The organism is Dysgonomonas sp. Marseille-Q5470, assembly GCF_951230145.1.
Classification (GTDB): Bacteria; Bacteroidota; Bacteroidia; order Bacteroidales; family Dysgonomonadaceae; genus Dysgonomonas.
This window is the reverse complement of record NZ_CATNVE010000001.1, coordinates 337,784-360,837: the sequence shown is the minus strand read 5'-3', so window position 1 is coordinate 360,837 and position 23,054 is coordinate 337,784. Positions and strand designations below refer to the sequence as shown.

20 protein-coding genes are annotated in these 23,054 nt (G+C 38.1%); 13 read left to right on the top strand and 7 right to left on the bottom strand.

The features are described 5' to 3' along the window. Positions 1-6 precede the first annotated feature (6 nt). From QOX35_RS01615 to QOX35_RS01605, 3 genes are read right to left on the bottom strand one after another with little or no spacing between them, the layout of a single operon-like run. Positions 7-1,470: a hypothetical protein gene (locus QOX35_RS01615; protein ID WP_135105415.1), complete on the bottom strand. Its 1,464-nt coding sequence runs from the start codon at positions 1,468-1,470 to the stop codon at positions 7-9. A 48-nt stretch (positions 1,471-1,518) separates the two neighbouring features. Beyond that, a complete protein-coding gene (locus QOX35_RS01610; RefSeq protein ID WP_283685515.1) occupies positions 1,519-1,992 on the bottom strand; it encodes a CYTH domain-containing protein in 474 nt (157 codons plus the stop codon). Between the two features lies 1 nt (position 1,993). Next, positions 1,994-3,070, bottom strand: a complete 1,077-nt coding sequence (locus QOX35_RS01605) for a DUF4831 family protein (protein ID WP_283685514.1) — start codon at positions 3,068-3,070, stop codon at positions 1,994-1,996. 440 nt (positions 3,071-3,510) lie between these two features. Between QOX35_RS01605 and QOX35_RS01600 the strand changes: the two genes are divergently transcribed. The 11 genes from QOX35_RS01600 to QOX35_RS01550 all read left to right on the top strand — a co-directional run bounded on the left by QOX35_RS01600 (position 3,511) and on the right by QOX35_RS01550 (position 14,701). Continuing rightward, complete coding sequence (locus tag QOX35_RS01600) at positions 3,511-4,041, top strand: RNA polymerase sigma factor (protein WP_006841683.1); 531 nt, start codon at positions 3,511-3,513, stop codon at positions 4,039-4,041. A gap of 15 nt (positions 4,042-4,056) precedes the next feature. Then, a complete protein-coding gene (locus tag QOX35_RS01595; protein WP_135105419.1) occupies positions 4,057-4,602 on the top strand; it encodes a hypothetical protein in 546 nt (181 codons plus the stop codon). 12 nt (positions 4,603-4,614) lie between these two features. Then, positions 4,615-5,919, top strand: coding sequence for a DUF4097 family beta strand repeat-containing protein (locus QOX35_RS01590; RefSeq protein WP_283685513.1), 1,305 nt, complete (start codon positions 4,615-4,617; stop codon positions 5,917-5,919). A 13-nt stretch (positions 5,920-5,932) separates the two neighbouring features. Further along, positions 5,933-6,625, top strand: coding sequence for a GIN domain-containing protein (locus QOX35_RS01585; RefSeq protein ID WP_283685512.1), 693 nt, complete (start codon positions 5,933-5,935; stop codon positions 6,623-6,625). 147 nt (positions 6,626-6,772) lie between these two features. After that, positions 6,773-8,287 carry a glutamate--tRNA ligase gene (gltX, locus tag QOX35_RS01580; RefSeq protein WP_283685511.1) on the top strand — a complete coding sequence of 505 codons (1,515 nt, stop codon included), beginning with the start codon at positions 6,773-6,775 and terminating at the stop codon, positions 8,285-8,287. Positions 8,288-8,294: 7 nt separating this feature from the next. Next, positions 8,295-9,536: a 3-deoxy-D-manno-octulosonic acid transferase gene (locus QOX35_RS01575; protein ID WP_283685510.1), complete on the top strand. Its 1,242-nt coding sequence runs from the start codon at positions 8,295-8,297 to the stop codon at positions 9,534-9,536. 76 nt (positions 9,537-9,612) lie between these two features. Next, entirely contained in the window at positions 9,613-11,709 is a 2,097-nt protein-coding gene (locus QOX35_RS01570) for an HD family phosphohydrolase (protein ID WP_283685509.1), read from the top strand. Between the two features lie 41 nt (positions 11,710-11,750). Continuing rightward, a complete protein-coding gene (locus tag QOX35_RS01565; RefSeq protein ID WP_283685508.1) occupies positions 11,751-12,938 on the top strand; it encodes a C1 family peptidase in 1,188 nt (395 codons plus the stop codon). A 420-nt stretch (positions 12,939-13,358) separates the two neighbouring features. After that, complete coding sequence (locus QOX35_RS01560; protein ID WP_228093879.1) at positions 13,359-13,730, top strand: DUF6249 domain-containing protein; 372 nt, start codon at positions 13,359-13,361, stop codon at positions 13,728-13,730. Positions 13,731-13,732: 2 nt separating this feature from the next. Continuing rightward, entirely contained in the window at positions 13,733-14,290 is a 558-nt protein-coding gene (locus QOX35_RS01555) for an RNA polymerase sigma factor (RefSeq protein WP_135105427.1), read from the top strand. Between the two features lie 21 nt (positions 14,291-14,311). Then, positions 14,312-14,701 carry a hypothetical protein gene (locus tag QOX35_RS01550; RefSeq protein WP_283685507.1) on the top strand — a complete coding sequence of 130 codons (390 nt, stop codon included), beginning with the start codon at positions 14,312-14,314 and terminating at the stop codon, positions 14,699-14,701. A 101-nt stretch (positions 14,702-14,802) separates the two neighbouring features. Here QOX35_RS01550 and QOX35_RS01545 read toward each other — a convergent pair whose 3' ends face one another. The 4 genes from QOX35_RS01545 to QOX35_RS01530 are packed head-to-tail and all read right to left on the bottom strand — an operon-like array spanning position 14,803 to position 18,009. Further along, positions 14,803-15,978: a M24 family metallopeptidase gene (locus QOX35_RS01545; protein ID WP_283685506.1), complete on the bottom strand. Its 1,176-nt coding sequence runs from the start codon at positions 15,976-15,978 to the stop codon at positions 14,803-14,805. Then, positions 15,968-16,561, bottom strand: coding sequence for a nicotinate (nicotinamide) nucleotide adenylyltransferase (gene nadD, locus QOX35_RS01540; protein WP_283685505.1), 594 nt, complete (start codon positions 16,559-16,561; stop codon positions 15,968-15,970). The genes QOX35_RS01545 and nadD overlap by 11 nt, the downstream gene beginning before the upstream one ends. Continuing rightward, complete coding sequence (gene gmk / locus QOX35_RS01535; RefSeq protein WP_283685504.1) at positions 16,558-17,121, bottom strand: guanylate kinase; 564 nt, start codon at positions 17,119-17,121, stop codon at positions 16,558-16,560. Before gmk ends, nadD begins: the two co-directional genes overlap by 4 nt. Before the next feature lie 15 nt (positions 17,122-17,136). Beyond that, on the bottom strand, positions 17,137-18,009 hold the full coding sequence (locus QOX35_RS01530) for a YicC/YloC family endoribonuclease (protein WP_135105432.1): 873 nt from the start codon (positions 18,007-18,009) through the stop codon (positions 17,137-17,139). Positions 18,010-18,143: 134 nt separating this feature from the next. Between QOX35_RS01530 and QOX35_RS01525 the strand changes: the two genes are divergently transcribed. Beyond that, positions 18,144-18,503 carry an arsenate reductase family protein gene (locus tag QOX35_RS01525; RefSeq protein ID WP_135105433.1) on the top strand — a complete coding sequence of 120 codons (360 nt, stop codon included), beginning with the start codon at positions 18,144-18,146 and terminating at the stop codon, positions 18,501-18,503. 7 nt (positions 18,504-18,510) lie between these two features. After that, positions 18,511-23,052, top strand: a complete 4,542-nt coding sequence (locus QOX35_RS01520; protein ID WP_283685503.1) for a translocation/assembly module TamB domain-containing protein — start codon at positions 18,511-18,513, stop codon at positions 23,050-23,052. Positions 23,053-23,054 lie beyond the last annotated feature (2 nt).

The following is a 23,054-nucleotide window of genomic DNA, read 5'->3' as shown; positions in this document are numbered from 1 at the left end:
GAAGGATTAATTCAGTTCACTTACATCATTTATTCCGTTGCGGTCAAATAATACCCTGTATTTTTTATAGTATTCATCCTCGTCGGATTTACATTGTATAATAAAGTACAATGAATATACCTTATTTCCTTCTATCGTTTCATATCCTTTCTCTGCATCTGATAAGTAGAGTGGGATAAATGGATTATCCATTTTATGAGTGAAATTTATCAAGTGGAAACGCGTAATATCATTAATTCCCGATAGACGATATTCTTTGTATTTTTCTATCTCATCCTTCGATAGGTTTACCCATTTTCGGTATAAGATTATTTTTTCATCATACACCTGGTTCTCAGCTTCTACCAGTGGCGTTCTTGCCCTGATATTTCGTACTTCATCCGGCAGTTTATTTTCCTCTATAAAATCGAATGCCTCCTTTATCCAGCCAATCTCTTGCTTACGTATACTCAGCTTTAGTTTAGAATCAAAGTATTTTTTACCCAGCTTAGACGAAAAATAGTAGCGCATCATATCTTTGATCCTATCTTTGAACATATAACTAAAGACAAGGATTACGAAAAGGTCGGTAGTGAAATTTCCAAAACGCAGTGTGGCGAAGAAAGATACCATCGTAGCAAATATCATAGCGATTCCCGCTGCAACACTGTAGTATAGCTGCTGGGCAAAAAGTCCGTCTTTTTTTCTGATAATCTGTAAGAATAAGTCACTTTCAACGAATTTTTTCAGAATATTCCGTTGCGTGATTACCAAACTATTGTGTTTTTCCTGCCCTTTCTCAAGTAGCATAAACCCTCTTTTCTTTTTATGGGCTTTTTCCCTTTCAATTAAGGTGTATAGCCTTTCTTTGATTGTTTCGAATATCGGTTTGCCTTTTAGTATTTTCATAATCTGAAAGGCATATTGCTCTATGATATTACCCAGAAAGTCATCTCCGAATAGAAACAACTCCCGCTGTTGCTTTGTCATCTCGGGATTAGAAAGTTCTTCCCACTTTTCTCTGTATTGTAATGCTATTTCTTTCACGTTGGCAATATAAGCCTCTACATGAGAAACTATTTTTTCGTCTGTTGCTGTACTTCCGATAATCTGTACATGTCGTCTCAATGCACTCTTTACGATGCAGACGAACATTTTTATTTGGTAAGAAAAACTTTCTGTGAGATCTTCATTATTTGGGTCTACAGCCAGATCATCCAATGCTTTCTGTAAGCGGGGAAGAGGGCCACGTCCTGCCTTTAGTATTTCTTCGAGAGAATAAACGGGGGTAATCAGGCGAAGGTTATTTTTTACATCTCTGTAAAAGTCATCTTTCTTATATGTAGACCGATTGATGTCGAGGCTGTTAGGGAGGAATATCCACGTATTGATCCTGAACTCATTTATATCCTTTTGATGTTGGTCGGTTATAAAACCAATTTTGAATTCTAAGGCGAAATTATCGTGAACTTTTACTTCTGTATCTATCATATTTTCTCCTCCTGTTACTAAATATAATCCGAATTTAAGAAGAAAAGCTTATAATTGCCATTTAGAATAAGGAAGTTTTGTCAGAGAAGAATTATAATAGCGGAGATCGCCTGTCACTTCTTCTCCCAGCCAGTCGGGCTTTTCAAACTGTTCGTTTTCTGAAGAGAGCTCAATCTCGGCCATAACAAGACCTTGGTTTTCACCGTTGAATTCGTCTACTTCGAAGGTATGCTTGCCGCTCTTTATATAATACCGGATTTTATCTATAATTCCCGGTTCGCACAATTTTAGTAATTCCCGGGCATCGTTTATCGAAATTTCTTTTTCCCACTCAAAGCGGGAAATGCCTGATTCGTTGCTTATCCCTTTGATCGTGATATATGCTTTTTCTCCTTTTATCCGCACCCTTACCGTGCGCTCCTTCACCGAAGAAAGATATCCTTGCACGATTTCTTCATGCGTATAGGCATATTCTTTGTAGTTTCCTTTGACCAAAAACTTGCGTTCAATCTCCCAAGCCATATTACTGGATAATTTGTTTTACAGCTCCCAGCTCAGGATAGAAAATCACTTTGATTGGTAATTTATTGTTATCAAACATTTTCGGTGTCAGCACATCCTGAATTCCATATTGAACGATGTCGCATTCTTTTTTTACATAATCCTTGCTGTTGTATGTTATTTGCAAGCTGGCCTTGTTCGGGATATTGTATATGATTCCGGCAGAGAATTTCTTCTCCAATTCTTTTTGTTCTTTAGGTGTCAGTATTTGTTCTTCTCTCGGGTCTTTGTTTTTGAGAGACAAATATACAGGTGCTCCTGCCAGATCGTTGGCATCCACGACTCCAAGCTTAGACGAAAATCTGAAAATGATTCGATTATCTATATTTTTCGTATCAGGGATTATCGTAAATTCTTTTGTGCCTGTTTCTTTCGATTCGGTTCCTGCAAACATTGCGGTGAGTGCCTTTTCTTGTTCATCAAGTTGAGTCATTACCAGTTTGTAAGCATTGCCATCAGGAGGCATATTGTCTGCTTCGCCTGTAATTATATTTGTGCGGCTTTCGCGCAATCGATAGATTTGTTTTGCGATCAGTTCGGCTTGTTTTGCTGTAGAACCTGCACGTAGAATCTCTTCGGACAGGAAGCTGCGTGGGTTTAATGTCGTTTCACTCACTTTAGCCGGAGCTTGTATTGCTTCTTCTTTGGGGAAAGTATAGTCATCGTTGATCGCACATATCACACCATCCTTTGTCAGTGTGACAAAAGGTGCAGTTGTATTCGATCGAAATTCTACCAGATAAGACTTGTCTTTATCTACTATTCCTTTTGTGGTAGCATCTATATTGTCGATAGTATAGGTTACGCTATTTTCGGTTATGGGATTGGTTATGCTCAGGTATCGCTCGGCATATTGATAGAATTCACCGGCTTTTTTCGTGGTCTTTGTATAGTTTACGGTGACTATAACAGAGGTTTTAGGTAATGAGTACGCCACACCATAATCATTTCCTTTCACTGCACTCATTTTAACTGTATTCTGTGCAGGTAATGTGAGAGCTCCTATTGCAAGCAAAAGAAATAAGCTTAGAGACTTCATTCGTTCTTTATTTTATAATATTAGTCTCACAAAGCTAATTATTTTTTATGGATTTCCGACCTACAACTATCTAAACCTTAAAGCTTCTGTTGGAGTAATGATTAAGGGCAAGCAGGTGGGCGTTACAAGCAGTCTGTTTTTATCTGAAATTTATTTATCTCTTTTCTAATTAAGTAACTGGTAAAAAATAGAGAGATGCTTTCTTATTGCGAAAAACTCTGTGTTACTTTTTTTACTCTGTGTTTTAAAAAAATGAATAAGAGTAATGCTGCAACAATTCCTTTTTAATTATGAGAAAAAATAAAAGTACGGAGGTATTTGAATTATTATTGAATGCTTAATTCTTAAATTTATCATTTTCTTGAAAAATAATTCTTTTTTTTGTAACACTTCTATTTTCGATCCGTAGATGTTATTAGAAGGGTAACCTAAAACATTAAATGATAAGCTTCGATTCTAATATTATAGATCAGTGTAGGAAGGGTCAACATTTGGCTCAGATGCAGATTTACTCTACTTTTTATAAGAGAGTTTATAATGCATGCTATAGGGTTCTGTATGATAGTCTCGAGGCAGAGGATGCAATGCAAGAGAGCTTTCTGAAAGCGTTCTCGAGTTTGGACAACTATAAAAATTCAGTTCCTTTCGAGGCATGGCTTGTAAGGATAGGTATTAATACATCTATTGACAAGCTGAGGAAAAGAAACTTGGAAACTGTCGATTTCAACGAGAATATCAACTATGATATAGTAGACTCGGATGATAGCGAAGAGTGGGAGCAGATATTGGATCGTGTAGAGCAGGTGAAAACTGCAATAACGAAGCTGCCGGAGTCGAGCCGGTTGATTGTAAATCTTTACCTTATAGAGGGGTATGATCACGAAGAGATTAGTGAGATTCTGAATATAGCGCCCGGAACGGTGCGTATACAATATATGAGGGCAAAACAAAAATTATTGGAACTCGTCTAAAAAAGGAGGGAAGGTATGAATGACATAAGAAAAAAAATAGACAGAAACAGAGATTTGTTTGACGATCAGGAACCATCATTCGGACACATGGAGCGATTCGAAGCTCTATTGAAAAGTAAGAATGAAGAAAGCTTGAAGAACGAAAAACGAGTGAAACGGGTACGGTTTATAAGTGCCATATCTGTGGCGGCATCCATTGCCATACTAATAGCCGTTGTTGTTAGATTCTCTACACCTGACAATACGGGAGGGAATATTCCTGCACCGGAGGTCATTGGAGCAACAGATGAATTTAAAACAACAAATGATTATTATAATCAGAAAATGGAAGCAAAGATTGCTGATATAATGTGTAAACTCGCATATACAGATACCGAAAATCAGGCGCGACTGACCAAGGATATACAGAAAATAATAGATGGTAATAATAATTTTATCAACGAAATCTCTAAAAATGAAGATAAGGATATGGCTATTCATTTTTTGGTGAAACATTATAGAACGAATATCCATGTACTCGAGAATATAGATCAAAAATTAGGAAAATATACCAAATGCTAATATAATTAAGGGATGAAAAAGTATATATTGTTTATCGGTTTGTGCAGCCTTGCTCTAATTCAATTAGGAGCATCGGAAAAGATAAAGGGTGATCAGCCTCAAGACTCTATTAATGGTAAAGGAAGATTTAATATAGAAATTCCGAACATAGAGATTCCGGATATGGATTTGGACTTCGATGCCCTTAATTTTGATTATAAGTTTGACTTTAACTTTGATACTGCCCAGTGGTTGGCATGGAAGGACGATTTTGAAAAATCCGGTGTCAAAAACCTCAAGGAATTGGAGAAAAACTTGAAAGTGAATAAAGAAAGATTGTCGGAATTGGGTAAAAATCTGAAGTCCAGATCCAATAATGATAACTTGAAAGTCTTTTCAAATAATCAGAAAGGCAAAACTCCCGATCGAGTTGAGACTAAAACGTACTCCAACATTTCAGAAATCGATATCTCTCATAAATATGGAAATATATTTGTAAGGGAATCCCGATCCAAGAATGTAGAGTTAGAGATTCAATATTTTAACAAACTTAATCAGAGAAATCCTGTTAGAATTTCAGAGGATAAAGGAGTGTTGGCTATAGCTAGTCTTGGTTCCAGTGTAAATCAAATCGACTTAGTGATAAGTATTCCACGCAATGTTAAACTTAATGTAGATCTAAAATATGGCAGATTAAAAATGAATGAGTTTAATGCACCTTTTTCAGCCAATTTGTCTTATAGCACCTTCGATGCAGAAAGCTTTTCGGGAGCCAGACCAACCATTAAGGATAAGTATGGAAAAGTGACGATAAGCAAATTGCAGGATGCCGTTTTGTCGACTTCTTATTCGAAAGTAAAGATAGATAAGGCGAATAGATTAGACTTGTCGGGAGCTTATAGTGACTTTGTATTGAATGATGTGCAAGCTATTTCGGCTCAGTTGTCTTCTACCTCGGGCGATTTTAAAATAGGCTCGTTGGGAGAGATGGATGGTAAATTTAATTATGCCGACATATCGATTGATAATCTCCGCTCCAGAATGAATGTAATTTGCAACTATTCTGATGTAAAGGTTAATTCAATATCTCCAAATACAAATATCAATGTAAAAGGTAATTACTCTGATGTGGTATTAAGCGTTCCCGATAACGTAGGAGCTTCATTTAATGTTGTACTGGTGCAAGGAGATATGACTGTGTCGAAAAAATATACGGTGAAATACACTGAGCAAACCGAAACCTCGACTACAGTTATTAAAAAAGGGCAGATAGGAACTAAAAGACCAACAGCTACCATTACTGTATCGAGCAATTATGCAGATGTAAAAATAAAATAAAACTAAACTAGAAATGAATATTATGAAATTTATCGGTATCTCTATATTAAGTATCATCGTATTGTTTGTCTCGTGCGGATCGTCTAAAACCTCACATGTTGAAAAAATAAATCTGAGTTCTTATAGCGGTATTGAGGTCAGGTCGGGTATTGAGGTTTATTTCTCTTATGGGAAAAGCCATACTGCGCAAATAGATAGCCCCGAGCCCATAGATGTATATGTAGAAAAAGGTATTTTGAAAGTTGATAGAAAAGGTAAAAGCAATAAGAGAGTGAAAGTATATCTTACGGCAAACAATATAGAATCTATAGCACTTTCGGGAGGATCAAAGTTTTCTACCGACGAACTCAAAAATAATAGGGGAATATCTATAGCAGCATCAGGTGGCTCTAGTTTCGATGTAAAGAAACTGGAATCGAAGAAATCTAGTATTGCTGTTTCGGGTGGCTCCCGTTATAATATAGATGAAGTGAGGTCAGAAACGTTAAATATTGCCTCCTCCGGTGGAAGTACTTCCTCTTTGGATATAAAGAGTGCGAGGGCTGTAAGTGTGGCGGTAAGCGGAGGCTCTAATGTTGTCTTGACAGGATCGGTTGAAAGTCTTTCGGTTGTCAGCTCGGGAAATGCCAATGTGGATATTGTAAATCTTAAGTATAAAGATATTCAAACAAACACTTCAGGCAGAGGACGTATTCAAAAAAGATAATCGTAATTTAGTGAATATATAGCGCCGGAAATTAGATTTCCGGCTTTTTTATTTTCATCTCTGGCATTGTTTTTATTTCTTCTGCCACTATTCTTACTATATTGCAATATTTTGTATAATTTTGTAGCCTCTTTAAAAAAATAAAGTATGTCTCAAAAAGTTAGGGTGCGTTTTGCACCGAGCCCAACCGGACCACTTCACATTGGCGGGGTACGTACGGCATTATATAATTATCTCTTTGCAAAAAAAAATAACGGCGATTTTATCCTTCGTATAGAAGATACCGATTCGCAACGTTTTGTGCCGGGTGCAGAAGAATATATCATCGAAGCTCTCACATGGTTGGGCTTAAAGTTTGATGAAGGTACACATATTGGAGGTACTCATGCTCCATATCGGCAATCGGAGAGAAAAGAGATTTATAAAAAATATGTAGATATACTTATCCAAAAAGGAGCAGCTTATATTGCGTTTGATACTCCCGAAGAACTGACAGCTAAGCGTGAAGCTGTGAGTAACTTTCAGTACGATGCTTCTACACGGGGAGAGATGCGAAACTCGTTGACCCTCTCTCAAGAAGAAGTACAGTCACTCATAGATGCCGGTAATCAGTACGTAGTCCGATTCAAGATTGAAGCAGGGCAAGAAGTATTGGTGAATGACGTTATTCGTGGAGAAGTAAAATATAACTCATCGGTACTCGATGATAAAGTTCTTTATAAATCGGCAGATCATTTGCCTACATATCATTTGGCGAATATCGTAGACGATCACCTGATGGAGATAACACACGTTATCCGTGGCGAAGAATGGTTGCCTTCAGCTCCTTTGCATGTATTATTGTATAAGGCTTTTGGCTGGGAAGATTCTATGCCGCAATTTGCACACCTTCCGCTTTTGCTGAAGCCCGAAGGAAATGGAAAATTGAGCAAGCGTGATGGCGACCGTCTAGGCTTTCCTGTTTTTCCATTAGAATGGAAAGACCCGCAGAGTGGTGAGATTTCGTCAGGCTACCGTGAAAGTGGGTACCTCCCCGAAGCTGTAATCAATTTCCTTGCTCTTCTGGGATGGAATCCGGGTAATGATCAGGAAATAATGTCGATGGAAGAACTTATTCAACTTTTTGCATTGGAGAAATGTAGTAAGAGCGGAGCCAAATTTGATTATGAAAAAGGGAAATGGTTCAACCACCAATATATCCAATTAAGACCAAATAGCGAGATAGCCGCAATTTTTTACCCTATATTGCAAGATAAAGGGATAGAATACCCGTTACAATATATAGAAACAGTTGTAGGTCTGGTAAAAGAACGAGTAAGTTTCGTAAAAGAATTGTGGGATCAGGCTTCTTTCTTCTTTGTGGCTCCAACTGCTTATGATGAGAAGGTTGTGAAAAAACGTTGGAAAGAAGAGTCGCCGTCTCAATTGAGCGAGCTGGCAGAAGTTCTGAAAGGAATTGAAGACTTCTCTTCTCACAATCAGGAAGAAATAGTGAAAGGCTGGATTGAATCGAAAGGCTATCATCTCGGCAATATAATGAATGCATTCCGTCTGGCTGTTGTAGGGGAGTCGAAAGGCCCTCATATGTTTGATATTACGGCAACTATTGGGAAAGAAGAAACAATAGCCCGACTTCAAAAGGCAATCTTAAATATTAAATAACAAGAAGATGCTGTTTTTTTACAATTTTGCAATATATCTATATGCGTTGATTGTCCGTCTTATTTCTCCTTTCCACAAGAAAGCTAGAAAGATGATTGTAGGGCACAAGCAAACTTATCGGATATTGAGGCAGAACATAGATGCAAATGCTGAATATATTTGGTTTCATGCAGCTTCTTTAGGCGAGTTTGAACAAGGTCGTCCGATTATGGAAGAGCTGAAAAGAACACACCCTGAATATAAGATATTGCTTACATTTTTTTCTCCTTCGGGCTACGAAGTAAGGAAAGATTATCCGCTGGCAGATGTGGTTTGCTATTTGCCTTTTGATAAGAAACGGAATGTAAAGCGTTTCTTGAAGATTGTTCAGCCAAAGATGGCGATATTTATAAAATATGAATTCTGGTATAATTTTGTAAATCAGCTTTATAAAAGGAATATTCCGGTGTACATGGTTTCAGCGATCTTTCGTCCCAATCAGATATTTTTCCGTTGGTATGGAAGCGATATGCGCAAGTTGCTGAAAAAATATACATGTATATGCGTGCAGGATGAAAACTCCCGGAAACTGTTATCAAATATAGGTATCACAAATGTTGAAGTTTGTGGCGATACCCGTTTTGATAGAGTATTGGATATTCAAAAACAAGCCAAGCAACTTCCTATAGCCGAGGCTTTCGAGAAGAAAGCCAAGTCTGAGAATGAGAAGATATTTGTTGCCGGAAGTACCTGGCCAAAGGATGAGGATATACTGATCCCATACTTTAATATGACTACAGACCTTAAATTGATAATAGCTCCGCACGAGATTGATGAAGCTCACTTGAAGTACATCGAAAGCAACCTGCAACGTCCTCATATCCGCTATTCGAAGGCAACGCCCGGAATGATGGCAGACTATGACTGTTTGATTATTGACAATTTCGGACTTCTTTCGTCTATATATAGCTACGGACAAGTAGCATACGTAGGAGGAGGGTTTGGTGTTGGTATACATAACATATTAGAAGCTGCGGTTTACGATTTACCTGTGATATTTGGCCCGAATTTTAAAAAGTTTCGTGAAGCTCAGCAAATGATAGAATGTGGAGGAGGTTACTCAATTTCTGATTATCAGGCATTCCGTGGTTTGATGGATGAGTTTCTTCAGTATGACGGAACACTGAATGCTGCCGGGTTACATGCCGGTAATTATGTACGCTCCAATGCCGGGGTTGTGAAACGTGTAATGGCGGTAATCAATCTTTAGAGGCTTCGATTTTGGCCTGTATCTTTTCTTAGAATAAAAATAATCTTGTAGATTTGTAATTTAAACCATAGTTTTTATGGCAAAAATCGACTATTATATCAGCAAGATAAAGATACCTACATCTGTCTTGTTCATCGCTGCAATCATTATTATTGTATATTTTTTACCGCGCGAGGGTAAATATAAATACAGTTATGAAGATAATCGGCCATGGCAATACGGCTTGCTTACAGCACCCTTTAAGTTTCATATACATAAGTCTGATGCACAGATACAAGAAGAGAAAGATAGCATCATGCAGACTTATCAGCCCTATTATCTGGCAGATGCGACAATCGAGAAAAAAGCAATATCTCAGGTTGTTCAGGATGCCAGGGCAAGAAGTATTCCGGAGGATTATATAACCTATATAAACAGGAAATTTACAGAAATATACAAAGCCGGAGTGATCTCTGCCGAAGATTATGAGCGTATTCAGCAACTGAATAAAAAGCAATTAATACTTCGCAGCGAAACAGCAAACAAAATTGCTGCAACCAGGCATATTGCATCGTTTTATACACCACGCCAGGCTTACGAAAAGATCATTGATGACGCTCCCGCCCATATTGATATAGGACGTCTCAAAACTTTTAATCTCAACAATTATCTGATAGCTAATATTATATACGATGAGAGGATGTCGTTGGGTATCAAGAATGATATGCTGCAACAGGTTTCTTTGTATGACGGAGAAGTACAATATGGCGAAAAGATTATAGATAGAGGTGAGATCGTAGATGCACGCCTCAAAAATATTCTGGATTCTTATATTAAAGAAGCAGAAGGGAAGGTAGGAACAAAGTCAAAACCGGGATGGCTTATCATGGGAGAGTTGGTTATGATCACCCTCTTTGTAATGGCTCTGATGATTTATCTTCGTTTCTATCGTATTGAGGAGTACAGAAATAAAAAGAATGTCATCTTTATGTTGCTTATGGTTGTTATTTTCCCCGTCATAACGGGAATAATGGGCGACTCGAAGATGTTTACTCTGATGTATGTCATTCCTTTTGCTATACCTACCATTCTCATACGTACATTTATAGACTCGCGTACAGCTATTACCACGCATACCATTACAATACTGATATGTGCCATTATGTTTCCTCTGGCTCAGATGGCTCAGTTTATCACAGTTCAGATGTTGGTGGGATATATGTGTATCTTTAGCTTGCGGAATCTTTCTGAGCGTTCCCAGCTGGTTGTATGCGCCCTTCTGATACTCGTTACATATATTGTGTCGTTTACGGGCTGGATTTTATGTACCGAAGGAGATATAGCATTGATAAAAGAAAATTCGAGGGTGTATATTTATTTCTGTATCAACTTTGTATTTGTCACCTTCGCTTATCTGCTGGTTTATGTTTGCGAAAGAGTCTTTGGCTTTATGTCGGAGGTGAGTATGATAGAACTCTCAAATACAAACAGACCTCTTCTACAGCAACTTTCGGAAGTTGCTCCCGGTACATTCCAACATTCTATGCAGGTATCTACATTGGTTGTTGCCGCTGCGCATCGTATCGGGGCTAATGCTACGCTGGTGCGTACAGGAGCCTTGTATCATGATATCGGTAAAATGGTAAATCCGATTTTCTTTACCGAGAATCAGGTTGAAGGCATCGATCCACATGCCGGACTCACAGAAAAAGAGAGTGCCCGCATTATAATAGATCATGTGGCCGAGGGTGTAAGAATAGCTAAAAAGAATAACTTACCGCAACAGATAATAGATTTCATAGAAACTCACCACGGTAAAGGAAAAGCAAAATACTTCTATAATTCGTATGTAAATAATCATCCTGACGAAATCGTTGATGAAGAAGACTTTACTTATCCTGGACCAAATCCGTTTACACGTGAAACCGCTATTCTTATGATGGCTGATACGGTGGAAGCTGCATCGAGAAGCCTTAAGGAGAATACGAAAGAAGCTATTACCGAATTGGTAAACCGTCTTATAGATTCTCAGCTGAGCGATGGTTTGTTCAAGAATGCCCCGATTACCTTTAAGGATATAGAACAGGTAAAAGAAGTGTTTTGCGACAAGCTGGTCAGCATGCGTCACTTACGTGTTGCTTATCCCGAGCTGAAAAGAGGAGAGAATAAAGTACCTCGAGAAATAGAACAATAATGTGCTCAATTTTAAATAAATTTTTAATCCATTCACTTGTTATGAGAAAATTACTTATTTTGCCTTTATTCCTGCTTATCAATCTGATTGTTTTTGCTCAGGAAGAGAACACAGCGTATCAGTTCACTGTGGTGAAACAAAACCCGATAACATCGATCAAAAATCAAGGGAATAGCGGAACTTGCTGGAGTTTTTCGGGAGTAGCTTTTCTTGAATCTGAGCTTCTTAAAATGAACAAAGGAGATCACGATCTTTCTGAGATGTATATTGTTCGTCGTAATTATGCCGATAAAGCGGATAAGTATGTAAGAGTAGGAGGTAATCTAAACTTTGCACAAGGTGGTGCATTTGCCGATGTTGTAGAAACTTTAGATGAATACGGCGTAGTTCCTAATGAAGTGTATGCCGGTCTTAACTATGGTGAGACTATTCATAATCATGGTGAATTGGAAGCTGCATTGAGTGGCTATGTAAAAGGAATTGCCGACAAGAAATCAAGTCGGATTTCTCCGGTATGGGGTGTTGGTTTCAACAGTGTTTTGGATGCTTATCTGGGTGCTGTGCCAAAAGAATTCCAATACAAAGGCAAAACATATACTCCGCAGTCTTTAGCTCAATCTTTAGGGCTTACAAGCAAGAATTATGTATCTATCACTTCATTCACACATCATCCGTTCTATGCTCCGTTTGCTATAGAAATACCTGACAACTGGCGCTGGGCTCTGTCGTATAATGTACCTATGGATGAAATGATACAAGTAATAGACAATGCAATAAATAACGGTTACACTGTGGCATGGGCTTCGGATGTAAGTGAAATTGGATTTACCCGCAATGGTATCGCTGTTATCCCCGATGATGAGGCTCCTGAAAACATTGGTTCAGATCAGGCTCATTGGTTAGGATTGTCAAAAAGCGAAAAAACTACCCGTTTGAAAGCAAAAGTAGATCAAGGTCCGGTAAAAGAAAAGGTGGTTACACAAGAAATGCGTCAGGCTGCATTTGATAGCCAAGAAACGACCGACGATCATGGTATGCAAATATTCGGGATTGTAAAAGATCAGAATGGTACAAAATATTATCTTGTGAAAAACTCATGGGGTGAAGCAGGTAAATATAAAGGGATATGGTATGCTTCAGAAACATTTGTGAAGTACAAAACAACAAATATAATGGTTAACAAGGCTGCTGTTCCAGCTCCACTTGCGAAAAAATTGAATCTGAACTAATAGATTTTTATTATATAGTATATAGCCGTGGGAGGTTTTCTCCTGCGGCTATTTATTTTTAGGTGGAGTAATTCTAAATTTCTTTTAGTATTTGCTTAATAGCTACAAAGAGAATAATATAAAATTGTCTTATATTGTATTCTCTTTTTTAGTGTGTAGAAAGTGACAGGTACAAAACATATCAAAAAGTGTCACTTTTGTCACCTTTTTATTGTTTATGTGGCGTTATGTATTTTGTTATCAGATGTTTGTATACGTTTTTGTGATTTATTTTATTGTCACCTTTTGTGTAGGAAAATATAGAGATAAAGGTTAAAATAACGATTTCAGAAAAATATTACATAAAATCTGTAACCACATGAGACTATGTGTAGTCATATATTCGAAAACAGATTATTAACAACAAAAAATAGAAATATCATGGGTGAATTAGTACCAATAATTGCAATTTTATGTGCAGTAGGATTGCCGGTCGTTTTAGGTGGAATGGTTCTTTTAAAACTTTTATCATCAGATAAGAAAGTTCGTATGGAATTGGCGAAACAAGGGATTATACCTCCACCGGAAGTAAAAACAGCTCCGAACAAATACAGATCTCTTCGCAATGGTTTTCTGTGTGTCGGAATCGCTATCGGGTTGGCTTTAGGGGTTTTCATCGCACCAAGCTTTGCTCTTTCTTTAGATTTTCAATATCTTGTAATAAGCAGTAGCGTGCTGTTGTTCCTTGGTCTTGCTTACGTTGTGTTTTACTTGGTGGTGAAAGACAAAAAAGAATTTGAAGACGCTGAATAAGGATGGATGAAAAGCAACTTATACACAAAGTCCTGAAGGGAGATACGTCTGCCTTCGGGTATTTTGTAGACACATATCAGGATATGGCTATAACTATAGCCTATCGAGTATGTGGTAACAGGCAGGATGCAGAAGATATTGTGCAGAATGCTTTTGTTAAGGCTTTTCATAATTTGCATACATTTAGGGCTGACAGTAAGTTTTCGACTTGGTTCTACAGAATTGTTTATAATACGGCAATTACAGAAACCCGTAATACGGTTTACAATACAGAGTTTGTTGATTATAAACAGATTGATTTGGATAATTCTTTCTCGGATTGGGATACAATGTCTCAGGTAGAGGATAACGAGAGGAAGGCTATTGTAAATGAGGCTATGGATAAGATGCCTAGAGATGAAGGGCTTTTGCTCACATTATACTATTTGGAAGATAACTCGGTGAAAGAAATAGCACAAATAACCGGGCTGACGGATGTAAATGTGAAAGTGAAGATGCATAGGGCACGAAAGCGTTTCGCAGATATTCTGGAACAGATGATGCGGTACGAAACCTCTTAGAGATATTAAAATATAGAATTGATGAATAATAATAAAAAATATAAATACAACGATATGAATATGCAGGATGATAAAATAAGAGAGCTTCTTTCGGGCACCAGAATGAAAGCAAGCGACAATCTTAAATACAGGATCATGCATCAGATAGAAGCCGAAAGAGCATTAATGCATGAGAAGGCTAAAGTGCAAAGCTCAAGCCCTTTCATCGGGAATATGTTTGCTATTTTCGGTGTGATGTATGCCCTGATTGCGATAGTTGCTTTGGTAGTCTATTTTGCCGCAGGGAAAGATGCTTTGCAGTCTGCCATGTTTTTTGCTCCTATATTGCTAATCGCTTCTGCTTGCGGCATGTTCGGATTTATTTCGGTATATGACGATCGACGCAGGAGTAAGCATAAAGCTGTGAGCTGATAGTAGTGAAGGTGTGAGATATAAAAATGGGCTTAAAGCATTTGCTCTAAGCCCTATATATATTTTAAATGGAGGAAGAAGTCGGCGTATACTAATCGTGATTAAAGCTCTATAATTTCTTCTTCCAATATTGTCAACTTCTCAAGGCCATCTTGAGTTACCAAATATGTGTTTTCAATACCTACAGCTCCTACTTCAGGGATCACAAATTTAGGTTCGAGGGCAAAAACAATGTTTGGTTCCAGCAATTCTTTCGAACGAGGGGTTAGTACTGGAGGCTCATTGATCTCCAATCCTACACCGTGACCAACAAATTTAGCTTGTTGCTTTGTTCCCATAAAGTAAGGTTCCAGATTGTTCTTAACCACTGCTTCCATCGCAATATTGTATAACTCGGCACAGCTTACGCCGGGCTTTGCGATGTCCATTACCTTATTGCTGATTTCTATAGAGACCTGATGTGCACGATAAGCCAGATCGAGTGTCTTACCTACAGAGAACACACGGGTCATGTCTGTCATCCATGGGGTGTAGTTTCCGGCCATATCTACCATAATGGTATTCCCTTTCTTTATCTTTTGACCCGACGCACCTAAAGGTAAAATGGGGCTTGTTCCGGCTCCGCCAAGAGCAAAGTCGAAAGGGGATGGAGCTTCTGCATTTTCTCCTGTAAGAAGGCTACCCATGTAGATATCCATGTTTTCGCCGTAGCTACGGAAAAGTCCTAATGATCCGTGCAAGCGCATCAGACGTTCTATTTCTATCTGAAACTCTATGTCCGTCATGCCGTCTTTATAAACAGAAGGTATCATCTTATAAACGGCTTCATGCTTACGGGCGCAAAGTCTTACTTGCTCCAATTCGAATTCGGTTTTTACACTGCGTACTTTACGCATCAGGGTAGATGCATTCGCAGCTTCCTTTAGACTGAATGTATTCAGTAAACGGCTGCATTCACCGAAGGAAATCACATCTGTTTCAATCAAGACAGATTGAGGAATAGAGCGTCCGAGGTTCTTTAGCTCATCAGTTATCTGTTCGGGTTTGCGGATATAGATCGTATTATCGAAACTGACATCTTCGGGGCGCTTTACGAAATGTACCGGTTGTCCTTCTATCGGTAAATAGTAGTAACCATTATATACCATTCCGGTCATGTAGAATACATTTACGGCAGTAGTCAATATACAGCCTTCAATATTCATCGACTGCATGGTACTTTGCAAGCGTTGTTGACGAATCAGTAAGTCTTTCGATAAATCTTCCTTATAGCTCATTTTTATAGTGTTTATATAGTCCTTTTTCTATAATATAGTCATATACGTTTTCGGTAAGAAAAGGACGCATGTTCTTACCCACTTCTATACCCTCACGTATGAAGGTCGATGATATTTCTATGATTGGCGAGTCTAAGGCTTCTACCTTTTGCTTTAGCCTATCGGGTATTTTTATCCGGAAGCCTAAGCGAGGATATATCTTAAGCTTATAATTCTCCAGAATCTTATCCGTTTCATGCCAGCTTTCGAAAATAGCCCAATTGTCGGCTCCAATAACGAGCGTGAAGTCATGCTCGGGATACTTTACTTTCAAAGCATCCAGTGTATTGATTGTATATGATGGTTTGGGCAGATCGAACTCGAAGTCACTCGCCTTTATTTTGGGATATCCTTCTAAAGCCAGCTTCGTCATTTCTAAGCGTACATATTTATCCGAGAGATCATCCTCCGATTTTAAAGGATTAAGAGGGCTTACTAGCAGCCAGACTTCTTCTATATCGGTATATTCTACAATGTAGTTTGCCAGAATAAGATGCCCTACGTGAATAGGGTTGAATGAGCCGGAGAATATGCCTATCTTCATGTTGCAAGAAATTCTTTTACCACTTGTAATGCTTTTGCCTTTGCCTCTTCCAGATTGTCATTCTTGATAATGACATCAAAGTGAGAAGCGAAGGTTATTTCATATTCTGCTTTTGCTACCCGTGCCTCTATTATCTCGGGAGAATCGGTTCCTCTGCTTATCAGTCGGTTGCGTAATTCACTGATGGATGGCGGTTCTACAAATATAGAGAGCGCCTTATCTCCGTAGTATTTTTTTATGTTACATCCTCCTACCACATCGACATCGAAGATTACATTGCCGCCATTATCAAAGATTCTTTGTACTTCGGCTTTTAGCGTTCCATAGAATTTATCTTTGTATACTTCTTCGTATTCAAGGAATTCGTTATTCTCAATTTTCTGACGAAACTCTTCGGGTGTGTGAAAGTAATATTCTACTCCATGTTTTTCTTCTCCGCGAGGCAAACGGCTTGTGGCCGAGATCGAAAACCGGAGGTTTAAATTTTGCGAAAGCAAGTAGTTTACAATAGTTGATTTGCCTGCACCCGAAGGAGCCGAAAAGATGATTAATTTGCCCATTCTATCGCTTATTCCTTACAATACGTTCAACACCTGCTCTTTTATTTGTTCGAGCTCATCTTTCATTTTCACAACAACCTGCTGCATTTCGGCATGGTTCGATTTTGAGCCCATCGTATTTACTTCACGTCCTATTTCCTGAGCTATAAAACCAAGCTTTTTACCTTGTCCTGATCCTGATGTCATTGTTTCCAGAAAATATTTAAGGTGGTTGTTCAAACGATTCTTTTCTTCGTTTATATCAAGCTTTTCGATATAATAAATCATCTCCTGTTCGAAACGATTTTTATCATAATCGAAATCCTCTATTTTTTGTAGGGCTTCTGAGATACGACCTTTTATTTTGTCTACACGTTCTGCTTCGAACGGTTCTATATCGGTCAGAAGGGTTTTTATGTTAGATATTTTTTCTTCGAATAGCTTCTGAAGCATTGCGCCTTCCTGCTTACGGAATGCATGCAACTGATCAATTGCTTCGCTGATAACATTCGATACCATAAGCCATTCTTCCTCGTCTACTTCCTGTGCTTCATACTTCAAAACGTCAGGTAAACGCAGCAAGACTTGAAACCAGTCTTGAGGAACAGCAACCCCCAACTTTTCGCAAGATTCTTTGATCTGATTATAATATCCTTCTATGATACTTTGATTGATCTGTGTAGCAGTTTCGCTGCCTATGTTTTCTATATATATGAGAAAATCTACCTTTCCTCGCTCTAATTGGCGAGATAGCAGATTGCGGATTTCCATTTCGTGCTCCTTGTACAGATTTGGTAAACGTACCGATAAATCGAGTTGTTTACTATTTAAGGATTTTACTTCAACAGTAATTTTCCTTTTATGAAGTTCAGCAGTTGATTTGCCAAAACCAGTCATTGATTGTATCATGCTGTAATTTTTAATTTTAGGTACAAAAATACACAAATTATTACGTGAGAAGTCAACTTTAGCTAATTAAACTACGTTATTCATCCGTAAACTTTTATTTTTGTATATTGTTCAAATATAAAATGACATATACAATGACAACAACACTCTTTTTACAATACCCTAAATGCAGTACTTGCCAAAAAGCCGCTAAATGGCTTAAAGAAAATAATGTAGAAGTAAACAGCAGAGACATTACCAAAGAAAACCCGTCGAAGGCAGAATTGTCTGAATGGATAAAGAAAAGCGGACTTCCTATTTCCAGATTTTTTAATACTTCGGGGAGAATCTATAAAGAGAATAATCTCAAAGATAAGGTCAAATCAGCATCGCAAGAAGAATTAATAGACATACTATCTTCTGACGGAATGGTAGTAAAACGTCCGATTGTAGTAGGAAAAGATTTTGTTCTGGTAGGATTTAATGAAGAAGAATGGATTCAGAAGCTGAAATGAAATAAGTATGGAGGAAATAGATCAGAATACTCATATACACGAAGAATTACCAAAGAAGAAAAGCTTGATAAAGAAGTTTTTCAAAATTCTGATGTATATAGTTCTATCGCTGATAGGTCTTAATATTCTTCTTTATGTACTTCTTTCTATTCCTTTTGTTCAGCAGAAAGTTGCTAACTATGCGGTAGATATTCTAAAAAATACACTGAAAACAGAAGTTTCCATCGATGAAGTTCGCCTTAGCCTGTTCAATCATGCAACCCTAAATGGCATATATATAGAAGATCGGGCAAAAGACACCTTGCTCTATGCCAAACATTTGGATGTAAAACTAAGTCCGTGGCAATTAATTAAGAGCAATACACTAGCCATTACAAGTATAAGCCTCGATGATTTTCTTATCAACGTTAATAAAAAAGATAGTGTTAGCGATTTCAATTTTCAGTTTATTATAGATGCTTTTTCGGGAGATACGGTTAAGGCAGATACAACAAAAAGTACACTGAAGATTGTCATCACGGATGTTGATATAAAAAATGGCAGGCTGAATTATGATGTTCTTTCGGACTCGGTAACGCCCCACCTATTCAATGCTTCTCATATCTCATTATACAATCTGAATATTAATCTCGATCTGAATTCTATTGACCCTGATAGATTGGATATTACATTAAATAATCTTTCGGCGAAAGAAATAACCGGTCTTGAAATTAAAACGCTGGAGGGACAGCTCTATTCGGATAAATCGCAACTTTGGGTAGACAATTTATCTTTAAACCTACCTAATTCGCATCTCAGAACCGATAAAGTGAGGTATAACTTATCCACGTCCGAATTTGAAGTGCAAACGGAGAGTGCTGAGATATCTCCGATTGACTTATTGTCTTTTCTTCCTCAGTTGAAGTTTCTAAAGAATAACATTATTCTCTCTACGAGCATTAAGGGAACATTGCCTGCCGTAAATGTTCAAAATATAAATATTGCTTATGGCAATGATGCATTATTAGAAGCAAAGGCTTCAATCTCAAATTATGAGAGATATGGAAGTGCCGATATTTTCCTTTCGATCGATAAATTCAAGGCTTCTACCTCGGCTGTCACTTCTTTTGCGAGAGTTGGAGATTCTACTTTTATAGCTCCTGACATATTCAGGGAGCTTGGAGATCTTTACCTGAAAGGAAATGTAAAGGGACAATTGAGCAAGTTTAAGCTGGATGCTGAGGCTTGGTGTCGTCAGGGAGCTATCACGGCGAAAGCAAGCGGAGGAGCAGATAGTATATTTTCACGCTTCAATGTTGCTGCAACATTAAATACCCAGAACTTCAATCTAGGCAAATTGCTGGGAGATACTTTGGGGTTGAAGCGTTTATCCGCTAAGATAGACGTGAGAGCAAGACAAGCAGAAAAAGGACCACTGATAGCACAGCTGCAAGGTGAAATTGCATCTATACAGTATGGAAAAGATACCTATCGAAACATTCCTTTCGATGCTTATTATAATGCGGCAGAAATGGGAGCATCGGCAAATCTAAATTCTCCCGTAGGGAAAGTATATGCAAAGGCAAGTATGACCCAAGCACGAGTGCCCGACATTAATCTGAGATTGAAAGTAGACACCCTGCATATCGATCGCTTCTATAAAGATGAAAACTGGGTTAATCCACGTTTATCCCTTGTGCTGGAAGGAAGTATGAAAGGGTTGGATATAGATCAGATGGAGGGAAAGGCTGTAATTGACAGTCTTAATCTATACGATGCTAATTTTAATTTCAAGCCCGGAAAGTTTACATTGGAAATGGGTAAAAGGACAGAGAATGATAAATTTATAAAACTGACATCTTCTCTTCTTACCGCTAATATTGATGGGCAATATAAATTCACATCTCTTTCGGACGAGTTTTCTGAATTGATGAATAAGTACCTTCCGGCAGTTTTCCCAAAAGTAAAAAGAGTGAAAAAAGATCAGAATAATTTTACTTTCAATCTAACGGCGAATAACACCGAAGAACTGGGTCGGATATTATCACTGCCTGTTGATGTTATTGAACCTGCAAGCATAAGCGGGAGGATAAATACAATAGATAATGTAATCACCGCTAAAGGAAATATTCCATATGTCAAATTTGGAGAATATAATATAAAAAGTACGACCATTGATGTAATTAATCTCGACTCTGCTTTTAATATTTCCGCCGGAAGTGACATCCTTATGCAAAAAGGTATGTATTCATTGGCCTTAAATGTCAGGGGTGCAAATAATGTAATGCGTTCTGTGGTCAATGTAATGAGTGATAAAACGAATATAGATATTGGCGGAAAAGTAGATGTATTAGCACAGTTTAGCAGAGATGAGAAGAATGAATTACTCTCTTATCTGAAGGTCAGCCCGTCTGATATAATGATAGATAAGCTGGCTCTAAATCTACTTCCCGCAGAAGTCTGGAATAAAGGAGAGCGTACCGAAGTTCACAATTTGGGAATAGGTGTCAACAAGAAAAAATACATCGGATTGAACGGAGTTATTTCCAAAGAAGTAGGGGATAGCTTGAATATTGATTTCAACCATGCTGAGATAGGGGAATTGTTAGAAGCATTTGACATAAAAAATATCCGAGGATGTATACATGGAAATGTACTGATGACAAAAATGCTTGATCAACCTGAACTCTATACACGTAATCTGGAAATCGGAGATATTGTAATATTCGCAGATACTTTGGGAACAATGACTGTAGATAGCCATTGGAGTGATAGCTACGGAGGGGTAAGGTTAGATGCTATATTGGCAAAAGGAGATAAAACTTTTGCCGAGGTAGACGGTACGGTATATACCAATCAGGATTCTCTCGATTTGCAGGTCAGAATGCAGCAAATGCCACTCAGATGGATGCAGCCATTTGTTGCTGATATGCTAAACAAGATAGATGGAAGTATCAGCACCAATCTGATGATAGAAGGATCGACTAAAGCTCCTAAAGTTCGCGGTTTTCTCGGGTTTAACGATACTCAGATAGGAGTGGATTATACGAATGTGGTTTATACGATATCCGATACTATACGTGTTAGTCCCGATAAGATAGGGTTTGATAATCTTACCTTAAAAGATAGTCGAGGAAATACGGCTAATGTAAATGCTACGTTGACTCACAAGAATTTTGGAGATATGAAGTATCAGCTTGATATGCGGATGGATAAGCTGATGGTACTAGATACCGAACATCGTACAGACAGTTTGTTCTATGGGCGGGTTTTTGCATCCGGGCAGGTGAAAATAACTGGTGATGAAAAGAATATAAATTTGGATATGCAGATAAAGAATGATAAAAATTCAACTCTGAATATTCTATTGCCTCAGCGATCAGAAGCTTCTGATTACAAGAGTATTGTTTACATAAATGTTCCCGAAGAAAAATTGAAAAACACGATTGGTAATATCGTGAAAGACGCTCCTCTGCCTATTAAGTTGAGAGTCCGGCTTGATGTGACGCCGGATATTAATCTGGGGATAGTTATTGATCCGCTTACAGGAGATCAAATGCATGCCAAAGGAGCAGGACGAATAGATTTTACATATGATATGCAGAGTGAAAATATGTTTGCGTATGGAGACTATACACTGAGTGACGGCTCTGTTCGGCTAAATCTGCAAGGAATAAAAAAGCTTGACTTTAAGATACAGGATGGTAGTAAGCTCAACTTTACAGGAGATCCTTTGAAGACGAAGTTTAATATAACCGCTTATCGGAGAGTAAGAGCCAACTTGAATACATTGGACAATAGTTTTGCCCTTAATGGAAGCACAACCAAGGTAGATGTTGATTGTATTCTTAAAATAACGGGGAATATAGATAAGATGGATGTGTCTTATAATATTAGCCTTCCGGGTGCTGACGACGACACAAGACAGAGGATAAACAGCTTGATTAGTACCGATGAGCAAAGGGTGCGACAGTTTGCGTCCTTAGTTGCCACAGGGTCATTCTATTCAAGTATGGGAAATAGTGGTGTTAACTTCACAAATAGCTTGTGGTCGTCACTTGCTTCCAGTACCCTTTCGGCAGGATTGACGGCATTGGTGGGTAACATGCTGGGCGATAAGTGGCAAATAGGGGCCAATGTAGAATCTGATGACGGCTCATTATCGAATATGGACATGAGTGTGAATCTTTCTCGTAAATTCTTGGACGATAGATTGACCTTTAATACGAACTTGGGAATGCGTACAGATCATGCAACATCTGCTGACAATTCTTTTATTGGCGACTTTGATTTAGAGTATCAATTAAGCTCTTTGTGGACTCTCAAGGCGTATAGCCATATGAATAATCAGTTTTATCGTCAAGCACCTACTACGCAAGGGGTAGGGATAGAGTACAGTAAAGAGGCTGCAACGTTGAAGCGCTTGTTCCAATCTTTCAAGCCGAGAAGGCGTAGGGTACAGCAGCAACAGACAGAAAATGGAGCAGCACAAACACCATTACCCAGCGATTCGACACAGGTAAAAGTAGAACGGCAACCTATTATAAATGAACAAAAAAAGAAACAGTAAAT